Origin of the sequence: Streptomyces sp. SLBN-31 (genome assembly GCF_006715395.1) — a bacterium.
Lineage (GTDB): Bacteria > Actinomycetota > Actinomycetes > Streptomycetales > Streptomycetaceae > Streptomyces.
On sequence record NZ_VFNC01000001.1, the window covers coordinates 3,036,020 to 3,049,629 of the forward strand.

Annotated in this window: 11 protein-coding genes and 2 pseudogenes; 7 read left to right on the plus strand and 6 right to left on the minus strand. The window is 71.4% G+C overall.

Annotated features, from left to right (window positions below; all coding sequences use genetic code 11):
• Positions 1-20: 20 nt before the first annotated feature.
• Positions 21-1,238 (minus strand): annotated as a pseudogene (locus FBY22_RS14005) (glycosyltransferase); the annotation flags it as partial.
• A gap of 209 nt (positions 1,239-1,447) precedes the next feature.
• Between FBY22_RS14005 and FBY22_RS14010 the strand changes: the two are divergent.
• Positions 1,448-3,403 (plus strand): RICIN domain-containing protein, encoded by a 1,956-nt coding sequence (locus FBY22_RS14010; RefSeq protein ID WP_142145582.1) that lies wholly within the window; start codon positions 1,448-1,450, stop codon positions 3,401-3,403.
• Between the two features lie 6 nt (positions 3,404-3,409).
• Here the strand turns inward: FBY22_RS14010 and FBY22_RS14015 are convergent, their stop codons facing one another.
• Together FBY22_RS14015 and ctaD are read right to left on the minus strand one after the other, a co-directional pair.
• On the minus strand, positions 3,410-3,745 hold the full coding sequence (locus FBY22_RS14015) for a hypothetical protein (protein WP_142145584.1): 336 nt from the start codon (positions 3,743-3,745) through the stop codon (positions 3,410-3,412).
• Positions 3,742-5,358: a cytochrome c oxidase subunit I gene (ctaD, locus tag FBY22_RS14020; RefSeq protein ID WP_142145586.1), complete on the minus strand. Its 1,617-nt coding sequence runs from the start codon at positions 5,356-5,358 to the stop codon at positions 3,742-3,744. Before ctaD ends, FBY22_RS14015 begins: the two co-directional genes overlap by 4 nt.
• A gap of 105 nt (positions 5,359-5,463) precedes the next feature.
• On the opposite strand from ctaD, the gene FBY22_RS14025 reads away from it, so the two are divergent.
• Both FBY22_RS14025 and FBY22_RS14030 read left to right on the plus strand, forming a co-directional pair.
• Complete coding sequence (locus tag FBY22_RS14025; RefSeq protein ID WP_142145589.1) at positions 5,464-6,012, plus strand: RNA polymerase sigma factor; 549 nt, start codon at positions 5,464-5,466, stop codon at positions 6,010-6,012.
• Positions 6,005-7,393, plus strand: coding sequence for a CU044_5270 family protein (locus FBY22_RS14030; RefSeq protein WP_313905393.1), 1,389 nt, complete (start codon positions 6,005-6,007; stop codon positions 7,391-7,393). Before FBY22_RS14025 ends, FBY22_RS14030 begins: the two co-directional genes overlap by 8 nt.
• Here the strand turns inward: FBY22_RS14030 and FBY22_RS14035 are convergent.
• Positions 7,394-7,537: pseudogene (locus FBY22_RS14035) on the minus strand (bifunctional 5,10-methylene-tetrahydrofolate dehydrogenase/5,10-methylene-tetrahydrofolate cyclohydrolase); the annotation flags it as partial.
• A gap of 150 nt (positions 7,538-7,687) precedes the next feature.
• The gene (locus tag FBY22_RS14040; RefSeq protein ID WP_142145591.1) at positions 7,688-8,053 is read right to left on the minus strand and encodes a nuclear transport factor 2 family protein; all 366 of its coding nucleotides are present in this window, start codon (positions 8,051-8,053) and stop codon (positions 7,688-7,690) included.
• 171 nt (positions 8,054-8,224) lie between these two features.
• On the opposite strand from FBY22_RS14040, the gene FBY22_RS14045 reads away from it, so the two are divergent.
• Positions 8,225-8,509 (plus strand): hypothetical protein, encoded by a 285-nt coding sequence (locus FBY22_RS14045; protein ID WP_142145593.1) that lies wholly within the window; start codon positions 8,225-8,227, stop codon positions 8,507-8,509.
• 61 nt (positions 8,510-8,570) lie between these two features.
• Here FBY22_RS14045 and FBY22_RS14050 read toward each other — a convergent pair whose 3' ends face one another.
• Positions 8,571-10,325 (minus strand): ABC transporter ATP-binding protein, encoded by a 1,755-nt coding sequence (locus tag FBY22_RS14050; RefSeq protein ID WP_142145595.1) that lies wholly within the window; start codon positions 10,323-10,325, stop codon positions 8,571-8,573.
• Positions 10,326-10,461: 136 nt separating this feature from the next.
• Here FBY22_RS14050 and FBY22_RS14055 point away from each other — a divergent pair, with 136 nt between their 5' ends.
• From FBY22_RS14055 to FBY22_RS14065, 3 genes are all read left to right on the plus strand, one after another.
• Positions 10,462-11,547, plus strand: a complete 1,086-nt coding sequence (locus tag FBY22_RS14055) for an S-(hydroxymethyl)mycothiol dehydrogenase (RefSeq protein WP_142145597.1) — start codon at positions 10,462-10,464, stop codon at positions 11,545-11,547.
• Positions 11,547-12,176, plus strand: a complete 630-nt coding sequence (locus tag FBY22_RS14060; RefSeq protein ID WP_142145599.1) for an MBL fold metallo-hydrolase — start codon at positions 11,547-11,549, stop codon at positions 12,174-12,176. Before FBY22_RS14055 ends, FBY22_RS14060 begins: the two co-directional genes overlap by 1 nt.
• 175 nt (positions 12,177-12,351) lie before the next feature.
• A complete protein-coding gene (locus FBY22_RS14065; RefSeq protein ID WP_142145601.1) occupies positions 12,352-13,551 on the plus strand; it encodes a serine hydrolase in 1,200 nt (399 codons plus the stop codon).
• The last annotated feature ends 59 nt before the right edge of the window (positions 13,552-13,610 follow it).

Sequence of the window (13,610 nt, forward strand, 5' to 3'; positions counted from 1 at the left end):
CGCGGCACGGGTCCCTGTCCGCCCGCCCGGCCCATCGCCTCCAGTACCGGCGCCACCCCGTCCTCCGCCCGGATTCGAGCGCCCAGCGCCGCCGCCCGGCGAGCGAGAGCCGGATCGCGCGTGACGCACGTCAGGGCCGCGGCCAGGGAGTCGGCGGTCAGTCCGCGCAGCGGCAGAGCACGGGGAGCCACGCCCAGGCGCACCACCCGCGCCGCCCAGAAACCCTCGTCGAACTGGACCGGCACCGGCACGACCGGCACCCCGGTGCGCAGCCCCGCCGCGGTGGTGCCCGCCCCTGCGTGATGGACGACGGCGGCCATGCGGGGGAAGAGCGCGGAGTGCGGCACCTCGTCGATCGTCAGCACATCGTCGCCCGAGGCCTCGAGCCCGGCCCAGCCGCGCTGGACGACGCCCCGCAGCCCGGCCCGCCGCAGGGCTCGTACGACGGCGGCACTGAGCCGCCTGGCGTCGGGCACGGTCGCGCTGCCCAGGCCGACGTACACCGGGGGCGGCCCCGCGTCGAGGAAGTCCCGGAGCATTGAGGGGAGTTGGGTGTCGCCGTCGTACGGCCACCAGTAGCCGGTCACCTCCGCGCCGGCCGGCCAGTCGCCCGGCCGCGGTACCACCAGGGGGCTGAAACCGTGCAGCACCGGTCGCCGCTGCCGTTCCCGCCGTGCGGTCGTCATGCGGGTGCCGGGCAGGCCGAGGCGTTGCCGGGCCGCCGGCTGCGCGCCCGCGAAGACGTACTCCAGTGCCCGCTCCAGCCCGTGCCCCGCGATCCGGTTGCCCAGCGGTCCCAGGGAGCGGCCGCCCAGCATCGGCGGACCGAACTCGCGCGTGGGGAGCAGTGGTTGGAGCGGCACGTCCAGGAAGGGCATGGAGAGGCCTTCGGCGACGGCGCGCCCGAGCGGTCCCACCGAGCCGGACAGCAGCAGCATGTCGCTCGACCGGGCGGCCGCCACGAGGCCGTCCGTCATCCGCCCCGCCAGTGCCCGTGCCATCGCGGCCACCCGCACCAGCTTGCCCACTCCGGTCGTGCTGCGGTGCAGTCCGCGCCCAGGGGAGGACTCCAGCTCCGCCCGCGGATCGACCGGCAGAGGGTGGAAGCGTACGCCCGACCCCGCGACCAGTGGTTCGAACCGGGCATGCGTGACCAGGGTGACCTCGTGCCCGGCACCGTCAAGGGCGTGCCCGAGTCCGGTGTAGGGGGCCACGTCGCCCCGGGAGCCCGCCGTCATGATCGCTACACGCACGACGGCCAGTATGGCGCCCGCAGGCGGGAGTCGAGCCGAACAGCCGCGCCACGGCCGCCACTTCACGCCTGTCACGGCCGTTGACTTCCCCGCACCCGGAGCCCTACGTTCAGCCGCAGCCTGTTCGAATAACCGATCCGTATTCGAAATCTCGAACAAAATCCTCTCGGAGCCCGTCCCGCTGAAGGAGCCGCATGTATCCCCCACCGCGCACGCCGGTGCGGCGTCTCAGAGCCGCCGCCGCACGCCTCCTCGCACTCGCCCTGACGGCGACCGCCGCCCTGCTGTTCGCCGTGCCCGCCCCCGCACAGGCGGCGACGAACCGTCAGATACCGGTGCCATCCGCCCCCATGGGCTGGGCCTCCTGGAACAGCTTCGCCGCCAAGATCGACTACAACGTCATCAAGCAGCAGGTGGACGCCTTCGTCGCCGCAGGCCTGCCCGCGGCCGGGTACAAGTACGTCAACATCGACGAGGGCTGGTGGCAGGGCACCCGCGACAGCTCCGGCAACATCACCGTCGACACCGGTGAATGGCCCGGCGGCATGAGCGCCATCGCCGACTACATCCACAGCAAGGGCCTCAAGGCCGGCATCTACACCGACGCCGGCAGGAACGGCTGCGGCTACTACTACCCGACCGGCCGTCCGGCCGCGCCGAACACCGGCAGCGAGGGCCACTACGACCAGGACATGCTGCAGTTCACCAAGTGGGGCTTCGACTTCGTCAAGGTCGACTGGTGCGGCGGCGACGCCGAAGGACTCGACGCGGCGACGACGTACAAGGCGATCAGCGACGCGGTGGCGAAGGCGTCGGCGGCCACCGGACGCCCGCTGACCCTCTCCATCTGCAACTGGGGCAAGCAGAACCCCTGGAACTGGGCGCCGGGCCAGGCACCGATGTGGCGCACCAGCACGGACATCATCTACTACGGCAACTCGCCCTCGATGACGAACCTCCTGTCCAACTTCGACCAGACCCTGCACCCGCTCGCCCAGCACACGGGCTCCTACAACGACCCGGACATGCTGATGGTCGGCATGGACGGCTTCACCGCCGCACAGAACCGCACCCACATGAACCTGTGGGCGATCTCCGGCGCGCCCCTCCTCGCCGGCAACAACCTCGCCACGATGACGTCGGAGACCGCCGCCATCCTCAAGAACCCCGAGGTCATCGCCGTGGACCAGGACCCGCGCGGCCTCCAGGGCGTCAAGGTCGCCGAGGACACCAGCGGACTGCAGGTCTACGGCAAGGTCCTCGCCGGCACCGGCAACCGCGCCGTCGTCCTGCTCAACCGCACCTCCGCCGCGCAGAACATCACCGTCCGCTGGGCCGACCTGGGCCTGACCGACGCGTCCGCGAAGGTGCGGGACCTGTGGGCGCGGGCGGACGTCGGCACGTACGCCACGGGCTACACCGCCAGTGTCCCGGCGGGCGGCTCGGTGATGCTCGGCGTCACCGGCGGTACGGAGGCGACGAGCAGCACGTACACCGGCACCGCGAGCTTCTCCGGCGTGGTCGCCGGCAGCACCGGCGTGAAGGTCGTCGACATCGCCTACACCAACGACGCGACCACGGCCCGCACCGCCACCCTCAAGGTCGACGGACAGGGCGCGACGACGGTCTCCTTCCCGCCCACCGGCTCCTCGCAGGGCAGTGTTTCCGTCATGGTCGGCCTGTCGAAGGGCTCCTCGAACACCCTCGCCTTCTCCGGCGCACCGACGCTGTCCGACATCACGGTCCGCCCGCTGCCGGGGGCGAACGGCAACCAGGTCGTCGGCAAGCAGTCCGGCCGCTGCCTCGACATCTACGACAACACGATCGCCAACGGCACGCAGGCGGAGGTGTGGGACTGCAACGGCGGCCAGAACCAGGCCTGGACGTACACCTCCCGCAAGGAACTCGTCCTCTACGGCGACAAGTGCCTGGACGCCTACAACCTCGGCACGGCCAACGGCACCAAGGTCGTCATCTGGGACTGCAACGGCCAGAACAACCAGAAGTGGAACGTCAACGGCGACGGCACGATCACCAACGTCAACGCCGGGCTGTGCCTGGACGGGTACGACAACGGCACCGCGAACGGCACGTCACTGGTCCTGTGGAACTGCAACGGCGGCGACAACCAGAAGTGGACGCTGAACTAGGGCCGGCTACACGAGCGGCGCCACCAGCGCGGTGACGGCCATGGCCGCGGCGCACGCCAGTAGCCAGCCGGCCAGCAGGCGGCGCCGCAGACCGCGGTAGGCCTCCTCGTACTCGCCCCGCACCTCCCGGGCGCGCTCGGCCGTGTGCTCCCACGAGGCACGGGCGAGTTCGAGGTACTCCGCCTCGAAACGCCGCTCGACCTCCTCCCGCTGGGCCCGGGTCAGCCAGTCCAAGGGGGCGCTGAAGCGCGCGGCGGCCGCGCGGCCGTCCCGGTGGACGGCGGCGATCAGCAGGTGCCCCTCGGTCTCGTTGACCAGGACCCGCGCGTCCTCACCGCTCATGACGTCGTCAACTCCTTCTCCACCGAGGTGACCTGGCCGTGGTGCAGGTCGAAGGCCGGGGACTCGCTGCGGATGCGGGGGAGTTGAACGAAGTTGTGGCGCGGGGGCGGGCAGGAGGTGGCCCACTCCAGCGAACGGCCGTAGCCCCACGGGTCGTCCACCTCGACCCTCTCGCCGTACTTCGCGGTCTTCCAGACGTTGTAGAAGAAGGGCAGGAACGACATGCCCAGCAGGAACGAGAAGACCGACGACACCGTGTTCAGCGTGCTGAATCCCTCGACCGCGAGATAGTCGGGAATACGGCGCTGCATGCCCTCGACGCCCAGCCAGTGCTGCACCAGGAACGTGCCGTGGAACCCGGTGAACAGCGTCCAGAACGTGATTTTGCCGAGCCGTTCGTCGAGCATCTTGCCCGTGAACTTCGGCCACCAGAAATGGAATCCCGCGAACATGGCGAAGACGACGGTGCCGAAGACGACGTAGTGGAAGTGGGCGACCACGAAATAGCTGTCCGAGATGTGGAAGTCGATCGGCGGAGAAGCGAGCATCACGCCGGTCAGTCCGCCGAAGGTGAAGGTGATGAGGAAGCCGGTCGCCCACAGCATCGGGGTCTCGAAACTCAGCGACCCCTTCCACATCGTGCCGATCCAGTTGAAGAACTTCACACCGGTCGGAACCGCGATGAGGAACGTCATGAAGGAGAAGAACGGCAGCAGCACACCGCCGGTGACGTACATGTGGTGCGCCCACACCGTCACGGACAGACCCGCGATCGCGATGGTCGCGCCGATCAGGCCCATGTAGCCGAACATCGGCTTGCGGGAGAAGACCGGGATGACCTCGGAGATGATGCCGAAGAACGGCAGCGCGATGATGTACACCTCTGGATGGCCGAAGAACCAGAAGAGGTGCTGCCAGAGCAATGCTCCGCCGTTGGCCGAGTCGAAGACGTGTGCCCCGAATTTCCGATCCGCCTCCAGCGCGAACAGCGCGGCGGCAAGGACGGGGAAGGCGAGCAGGACCAGCACCGCGGTCAGCAGCACGTTCCACACGAAGATCGGCATACGGAACATCGTCATGCCCGGCGCGCGCATGCAGATGATCGTGGTGATGAAGTTGACCGCGCCGAGGATGGTGCCGAAGCCGGAGAAGGCCAGACCCATGATCCACATGTCGGCGCCGACACCCGGGGAGCGGACCGCGTCCGACAGCGGGGAGTAGGCGAACCAGCCGAAGTCGGCCGCGCCCTGCGGGGTCAGGAAGCCGCCCACCGCGATCGTCGAGCCGAACAGGTACAGCCAGTAGGCGAACATGTTCAGCCGGGGGAAGGCCACGTCCGGGGCGCCGATCTGCAGCGGCATGATCCAGTTCGTGAAACCGGCGAACAGCGGCGTCGCGAACATCAGCAGCATGATCGTGCCGTGCATCGTGAACGCCTGGTTGAACTGCTCGTTCGTCATGATCTGCAGACCGGGACGGGCGAGCTCGGCGCGCATCAGCAGCGCCATCACACCGCCGATCAGGAAGAACGCGAACGACGTGACCAGGTACAGCGTGCCGATCGTCTTGTGGTCAGTGGTCGTCAGCCACTTGATGCTCTTGAGGTTGCTCACGCCCCGCCTGTGTCCGCGCCGGGCCGGACGGTCACACTCCTCGGACGCGACGAGAATCACGGAAAAGGGTGTGACGATCCCGAAGGTGCCGGACACGAACCGAACATGAGCAACGACGAGATCTTCGCCGCTGCCTATCGCGAGCACTACTGGGCGGTCAGCCGTTACGTCGCGCGCCGACTGAGCGGGCGGGCCGGCGAGGTGGAGGAAGTGGTGGCGGAGGTGTTCACGGTGGCCTGGCGGCGCCGCGCCGACCTGCCGGTGTCCCCGCTGCCGTGGCTGTACGGCGTGGCGCGCAACTGTCTGGCCAACGCGGTGCGCGGGTACGGGCGGCGGCGCCGGCTGCTGGACCGGATCGGCAACGACGAGACCGCGCACGGTCGGCAGATCGTGGACAGCCCCGACACGGAGGCGCCCGGCGCCTGGGTGCACGACGCGCTGGGCCGGCTCTCCGAGGCCGACCAGGAGGTGCTGCGCCTGACGGCATGGGAGGAACTGGGTGTCGACGATCTCGCCGTCGCTCTCGGCTGCGGCACGCGGGCGGCGGCGATGCGGCTGCACCGCGCCCGGCATCGGCTGAGAGCCGAGATCGACCGTATGCGCCCCGCACTCGCCGACGGAGGGACCGCCCCGAAGGAGCACCACCATGGCTGACGAACTCGACCTCCTGCGCCAGGCGAACCCGGTCCCGGCAGCCGGCCCCCCACTCGGCGACGGCCCCCTCGAACACCAAGCGGAACGACGACTGACGGAACTGCTGGCCGAGGGGCGCGGCGAGGGCGGGCGGCAGGCGCGTCCTCCCGTGCGGGGCCGACGGGGCAGGTGCGCCACGGGCACGGTGGCCGACGGCGAACGCCGCAGCGAAGGCGGGCGGCGGACGCGTCTTCCCGTCCGGGACCGTCTGGGGCAGCTAGCCCGGGTTCCTGTCGCCGTCGTGGAACGCCGGTGGTGGGCGCGAGTTGCCGTCCCGGGCCGTCGGGGGCAGCTCGGACGCGGGCCTGTTGGCATCGGGGAAGGCCGGTGGTGGGCGCGAGTTGCCGTCCGGGACCGTCGGGGGCGGCTCGGCCGGGGGCCTGTTGCCGTTGGGGAAGGCCGGTGGTGGGCGCGAGTTGCCGTACCGGGCTCTCGGGGGCACCTCGGCCGTGGGCCTGTCGCCGTCGGGGAACGCCGACCGTCGGCGCTCATTGCCGTCCCGGGACGGTCGGCCAGGCTCGCCTGGGGGCTCGTGGCCGTCCTGGTCGTGGCCTGTGTGACGCTCGCCCTTGTCCTCACCGGGCCCGGTGCGCCGCCCGCCGTCGCCGCGCCCCGGCCGCTCGTCGTGCAGGCCGACTCCACGCCCGTACCTCTGGCGGTGCTGGCCGACCGGGCACAGGGGGCGGCCGGCGACGGGGCGCCGAGTCTGCGCAAGGGCACCCACGTGCAGTCGTGGAGCATGGGGATGAGCGAGGACGCGCCCCCGATCACCCTGCCCGAGGAACGCGTCGTGCGCTGGCGGGCGGACGGCAGCCACACCGAGCTCGTCGTCGCGACCGACCCGCGCCACCCGGGCCGGCCCGTCCTCACCGACGCGGGCGGCGCCCCACGCCCGGTGGCGGACGGCCATGTGATCACCCGGCAGACCTACCCGCCGAGCTGGAGCGACGCCCCGCCCGAGTCGCCCCCGCCGCACGACGCCGCCCGGCTGCGCGCCTACCTGCGGGAGGCGGCGCACCTGCGTGCCGCACCCTCCACACCCGAACTCCTCGACGCCGTGGAGCTGTTGCTCGATCACTGGACCCTCGGCGCCCGCGAGAGCGCGGCACTCGCCCGGCTGCTGGCGGACACCGAGGGACTGCGCCCGGCCGGGCAGGTGACCGACCGGCTCGGGCGGCGGGGCCAGGCGTACGTGTACGAGGGCCACGGTCTGCGCCGGATGCTGGTCATGGACCCGGTCACCGGCGCCGTACTCGGCCTGGAGAGCGTGTTCGCCCGGGCCGAGCCCGCGTACGGGGTCAAGGCCGGTGACGTGATGTCGTACAGCGCCTGGATGCGCTGATCACACCCCGAGCTGCCGGGCGGCGGCGTCGACGGTCTGCTCCGGCAGCGTGGCGATCGTCATCGGGCCGACGCCGCCCGGCACCGGCGTGATGAGCGAGGCGCGCTCGGCCGCGGAGTCGAAGTCGACGTCGCCGACGTCGCCCGCGCGGCGCCGGTGCGCCCGGCGAGGTCGGCGGCGCGCTCGGCGGTGTCCTCGACGATGCGACGGGCGAGCGCCGTGCCGTCGCCGGCCCGGACCCGCCGGGGGCCGGGGTCGCCCGCGGCGGGCCCCGGCCCCTCGCCGTCTCTCCTCCTACTCGTCCCAGGCCTGGATCAGGATCTCCTCGGCGATCTTCCCGTCACGCAGCGTGATCATCGACTCGGTGAGGACCCGGGTGCCGTCCGAGTACCGGCAGGACTGGCTGTACGCGGCGTGGTCGCCCTGGATGATGCACTGGTCGACCTTGTGCGTCATGTCCCGGCTGTAGATGTCCTGGAACAGCGCGCCGATCTCGTCGCGCCCGCGCAGGACCCTGGGTTGGCTCGGCTGACTGTTGCGGTCCACGATGCGCACTTGCGCGTCGTCCGCGTAGAGCGACAGAAGATCCGCCGCCGTGTGTCCTTCGACCCCCTTGCGCAGTGTCTCGGCGTTGAAGGTGGAGCTTGCCGCGGTGCCCATGGTGACCTCCTCCGAGGGCCGCGACCCTGTGCGGAGCGGGCCGCGCAGCCCCTCACCTTCGAGCCTCCTCCGCCCCGGCAGGCTCGGCAAGCGCAGCGCTCCGATGCGCCTGACGGGTGAGCGGGGCGGTCCGCCCGTGTCCGGCGGGCGTCCGCGGCCGTTGCCCAGAGCATGATCTCAACACGACGTATCGTCGCCGCCGTTGGTCTCGCCGCGGGCATCACGGGCCTCGCCGCGCCGATGGCGAGCGCGGCCCCCGCGGCCGCGCAGAACGCGGGCCGGATCAGCCCGATGGCCACGCTCGACTCGCTCGCGGTGAGTGACGTGTCCCAGGAGCACGTGGGCGAGATGCCCAGGCCGTCCGCCCAGCTGCAGCGGCTGAACGACCTCAACCAGCTGCACCAGGTCACCGACCTGGCGGCCCCCCTGCTCCCGCTCCTCGGGGCCGTCCACTGAGCCGCTCCACGACCGAGGGCCGCCCGATCCGGGCGGCCCCGCTGTTTGTGGGGGCGTGCGCTCACCCCGCCGTCGCCAGGAACTGCGTGGCGGCGAGCTCCGCGTAGAGGGGGTCCGCGGCGACGAGTTCGCGATGGGTGCCCACGGCACGTACCCGGCCCGCGTCCATGACGACGATCCGGTCGGCCATCGTCACCGTCGACAGCCGGTGGGCGACGACCAGCACCGTCGTCGTACGGGCGACGTCCGCGACGGTGTCGCGCAGCGCCGCCTCGTTGACCGCGTCCAGCTGCGAGGTGGCCTCGTCGAGCAGCAGCAGCCGGGGGCGGCGCAGCAGGGCGCGGGCGATGGCGACCCGCTGGCGCTCACCGCCGGAGAGCTTGGTGCCGCGGTGCCCCACCAGCGTCTCCAACCCCTGCGGAAGGCGCGCGACCAGCCCGTCGAGGCGGGTCGTCTTCACCACGCGGGCCAGCGCGTCGTCGTCCGCGTCCGGGTTGCCCAGCAGCAGGTTGTCCCGCAGCGAACCGGACAGGACCGGCGCGTCCTGCTCCACATAGCCGATCGCCGACCGCAGCCGCGGCAGCTCCCACTCGGCGAGCGGAACACCGTCCAGGATGATCGTCCCCGACTCCGGATCGTAGAACCGCTCGATGAGCGAGAAGACCGTCGTCTTGCCCGCGCCGGACGGGCCGACGAACGCCGTCATGCCGCGCGAGGGCACGGCGAACGACACTCCGTGATGCACGTACGGCAGATCGTCGGCGTAGCGGAAGCGGACGTCGTCGAAGGCGAGGGCGGCCGGCTCCGCGCCGGGCGTCGGCAACGGGGCGGGCCGGGCCGCGGGTTCGGAGGGCAGGCTCAGCGCCTCCTGGATGCGGGCCAGCGCGGCGGCGCCCGTCTGGTACTGCGTGATCGCGCCGACCACCTGCTGGATCGGGGACATCAGATAGAAGACGTACAGCAGGAACGCCACCAGCGTGCCCACCTCGATCGCCCCGGTCGCGACCCGCGCCCCGCCCACCGCCATGACGGTGATGAAGGCGATCTGCATCGCGAGACCAGCCGTGTTGCCCGCGGCCGCCGACCACTTGGCGGCGCTCACGCTCTGCCGCCACGACTCCTCGGCGGCCTCGTGCAGCGTCCGTTCCTCGCGGTGCTCGGCCCCGGAGGCCTTCACCGTGCGCAGCGCGCCGAGGATGCGCTCCAGCGAGGCCCCCATCACCCCGACCGCTTCCTGCGCCCGCCGGCTGGCCCGGTTGATACGGGGCACGATCACCCCGAGGACCGTGCCCGCGCCCGCGATCACGGCCAGCGTGACCCCGAGCAGCACGGGATCGACGAGCCCCATCATCACCACGGTCGCGACGAGCGTCAGCCCGCCCGTGCCCAGGCCGACCAGGGAGTCGGTGGTCACCTCGCGCAGCAGGGTGGTGTCCGAGGTGACGCGTGCCATCAGGTCGCCCGGCTCGCTGCGGTCCACGGCCGTGATCCGCAGCCGCAGCAGATACGACGAGAGCGCGCGCCGCGCGCCGAGCACCACCGACTCCGCGGTGCGTCGCAGCACGTACGAACCGAGCCCGCCCAGCGCCGCGTTGGCGATGACGAGCGCGGACATGGCGAGCAACGCGCCGGTGATGGCCCGGTCGTGGGACAGGTCGTCGATGAGTCCCTTCGCCACCAGCGGCAGCAGCAGCCCGGTGGCTCCCGTGAGCAGCGAGAGCAACGCGCCCGTCAGCAGGGCCCACCGATGAGGCCGGACGTAACCGATGAGCAGCCGCCAGGCGGCCGGTCGGGTCTCGGTGGCTGCGATGCTCACGGCGCTCCTCGCGGGAAGTGGTGAGCACTCAGGCTACGTCGGCTCCTCCGCCGGGCGCGGGGCGCCGCCGCCGTTACCGATCAGTCACGTCTAGGGTCGGGAACACGGACACCGGCATACGGAAGGGTTCAGCACCATGGCGCAGCAAGTGCGGGGCGTGATCGCACCGGGCAAGGACGAGCCGGTGCGGGTGGAGACGATCGTCGTGCCCGATCCCGGCCCCGGCGAGGCGGTCGTCCAGGTGCAGGCGTGCGGGGTGTGCCACACCGACCTGCACTACCGCGAGGGCGGCATCAGCGACGACTTTCCCTTCCTGCTGGGGCATGAGGCGGCAGGTGTGGTGGAGTCGGTGGGGGAGGGCGTCACCGATGTGGCGCCGGGTGACTTCGTGATCCTCAACTGGCGTGCTGTGTGCGGTCAGTGCCGGGCCTGTCTGCGTGGGCGCCCCTGGTACTGCTTCAACACCCACAACGCCCGGCAGAAGATGACGCTGACCGACGGCACCGAGCTGTCCCCGGCGCTCGGGATCGGGGCGTTCGCGGAGAAGACGCTGGTCGCCGCCGGGCAGTGCACCAAGGTCGACCCGTCGGTCTCCGCACAGGTGGCGGGTCTGCTGGGCTGTGGCGTGATGGCGGGCATCGGGGCCGCCATCAACACCGGAGGCGTGGGGCGGGGCGACTCGGTCGCGGTGATCGGCTGCGGTGGTGTGGGCGACGCGGCGATCGTCGGTTCCCGGCTGGCGGGCGCGGCGAAGATCGTCGCCGTGGACATCGACGACCGGAAGCTGGAGACCGCGAAGAGGCTGGGCGCCACCCACACGGTCAACTCCAGGGAGAACGACGCCGTCGAGGCGATCCGTGAGCTGACCGGCGGCTTCGGCGCCGACGTCGTCATCGAGGCGGTCGGCCGCCCGGAGACGTACAAGCAGGCCTTCTACGCCCGTGACCTCGCCGGCACGGTCGTGCTGGTGGGCGTGCCCACCCCGGAGATGAAGCTGGAGCTGCCGCTCCTCGATGTCTTCGGCCGGGGCGGGTCGCTGAAGTCCTCCTGGTACGGCGACTGCCTGCCCTCCCGCGACTTCCCCATGCTCATCGACCTGCACCTGCAAGGGCGGCTGCCGCTGGACGAGTTCGTGACGGAGACGATCCGACTTGACGAGGTGGAGAAGGCGTTCGAGCGCATGCACCACGGCGACGTCCTGCGCTCGGTGGTGGTGCTGTGATGGCCGCCCGCATCGAACTCATCGTCACCTCCGGGCAGTTCAGCCTCGACGGCGGCACCTGGGACGTGGACAACAACGTGTGGCTCGTCGGTGACGACCACGAGGTCGTCGTCATCGACGCCGCCCACGACGCCGACGCCATCCTCGCCGCCGTGGGCGAACGGCGGCTGACGGGAATCGTGTGCACCCACGCCCACAACGACCACATCGACGCCGCGCCCGAACTCGCCGACCGCACCGGCGCCACCATCTGGCTGCACCCCGACGACCTGCCGCTGTGGAAGCAGACCCACCCCCATCGCGACCCCGACGCGCATCTGGTCGACGGCCAGGTCATCGAGGCCGCCGGAGCCGACCTCACCGTGCTGTACACCCCGGGTCACGCGCCGGGCGCCGTCTGCCTGCACGATCCCGGCCTGGGTGTCGTCTTCACCGGAGACACGCTCTTCGCCGGCGGCCCCGGCGCCACCGGCCGCTCCTACTCCCACTTCCCGACGATCATCGACTCCATCCGCGATCGCCTGCTCACGCTGCCGCCCGAGACCAGGGTCCTCACCGGCCACGGCGAGTCGACCACCATCGGCGCCGAGGCCCCGCACTTGCGGGAGTGGATCGCCCGGGGCCACTGAGCGTGTGCGCCGTCGCCCGCCCGGAGCGAGGGTGAATCCTCGTCCGCGCCGGGTCGCCCGCGTGTGCGGCTCCGAACGAGTGGACTCGCCGGTATGCCCTGCGCAGGGCGCCTTCGCCCACCGGCCGCCGATGGTGATGTTGCCGTCCCGGCCCGTGACTGGAAGGCGCCCCCGCATGCGACGTACCTTCCACCGCCGACTGCTCGCCGCGACACTGTTCGTGGCGTCACTGCTGGTCCCGACGGCGGTGACGCCCGCGACCGCCGTCCCGGCCGCGGCTGCCGATCCGTCCGGTCGGCACCACTGTCCGCCGGGCGGCCTCGGCCCCGGCGTGACCGCACGGCTGGACAGGACGATCGAGGACGTCCGTCGGCAGGCGGGCATCCCGGGTGCCGTCGTCGGACTGTGGATCCCGGGCAAGGGGTGCTACGTCCGCGCGAGCGGTGTCGCGGACAAGGCGACCGGCAGACCGATGACGCCCGATGTCCACGAACGGATCGGCAGCGAGACCAAGACCTTCACAGCGACCGCGCTGCTGGAGCTCGTGGACGAGCACCGCGTCCGGCTGGACGACCCGATCTCCCGTTACGTCCACGGCGTGCCGGACGGCGGCCGGATCACCCTGCGGCACCTCGCCGAGATGCGCAGCGGCCTGTTCCCGTACAGCTCCGACCCGGACTTCGTCCATGACCTGCTGAGCGACCCGGAGCGCTCCTTCACCCCCCGGCAGTTGCTCGCCTACGCCTTCCGGCACGAGAACACCTTCGCGCCGGGCACGCAGTTCCAGTACTCCAACACCAACTTCATCCTGCTGGGGATGGTGGTCGAGAAGGTCACCGGTCAGCGGCTCGCGGACTTCATCGACGCGAGGATCCTGCGGCCGGCCCGGCTGCGTCACACGCTGCTGCCCCAGGGGACGGAATTCCCCCGGCCGCATCCGCACGGCTACACCAACCAGACACTGAGCGGCGCGGTCGCCGACGCCACCTCCTGGAATCCCAGTTGGGCGTGGGCGGCCGGGGCGATGATCTCCGACCTGCACGATCTGCGCCGCTGGGCGGAGATCGTCGCCACCGGACGACTCCTCAGCCCCGGCACCCAGGCGCAGCGGCTCAGGATGCTGCCGACCGGTGTCCCCGGGCTCGGCTACGGCCTCGGCCTCTTCGACGCCAACGGGTGGATCGGCCACAACGGCTCCATCCCCGGCTACGAGACGGTGACCGTGTACCTGCCCTCGATGCGGGCCACCCTGGTCATCATGATCAACACGGACATCACCGTCCAGGCCCAGGAACCCTCCACCCTCCTCGCGCGGGCGATCACGGGAATCGTCACCCCGGACCACGTCTACGACGGCGCGGCCGCGGCACGCTGAGGACCGCGGGTCGGCGGGAAAAGGCGACAGAAGATGTCCGGCTTCCCCGGCACCCTCGA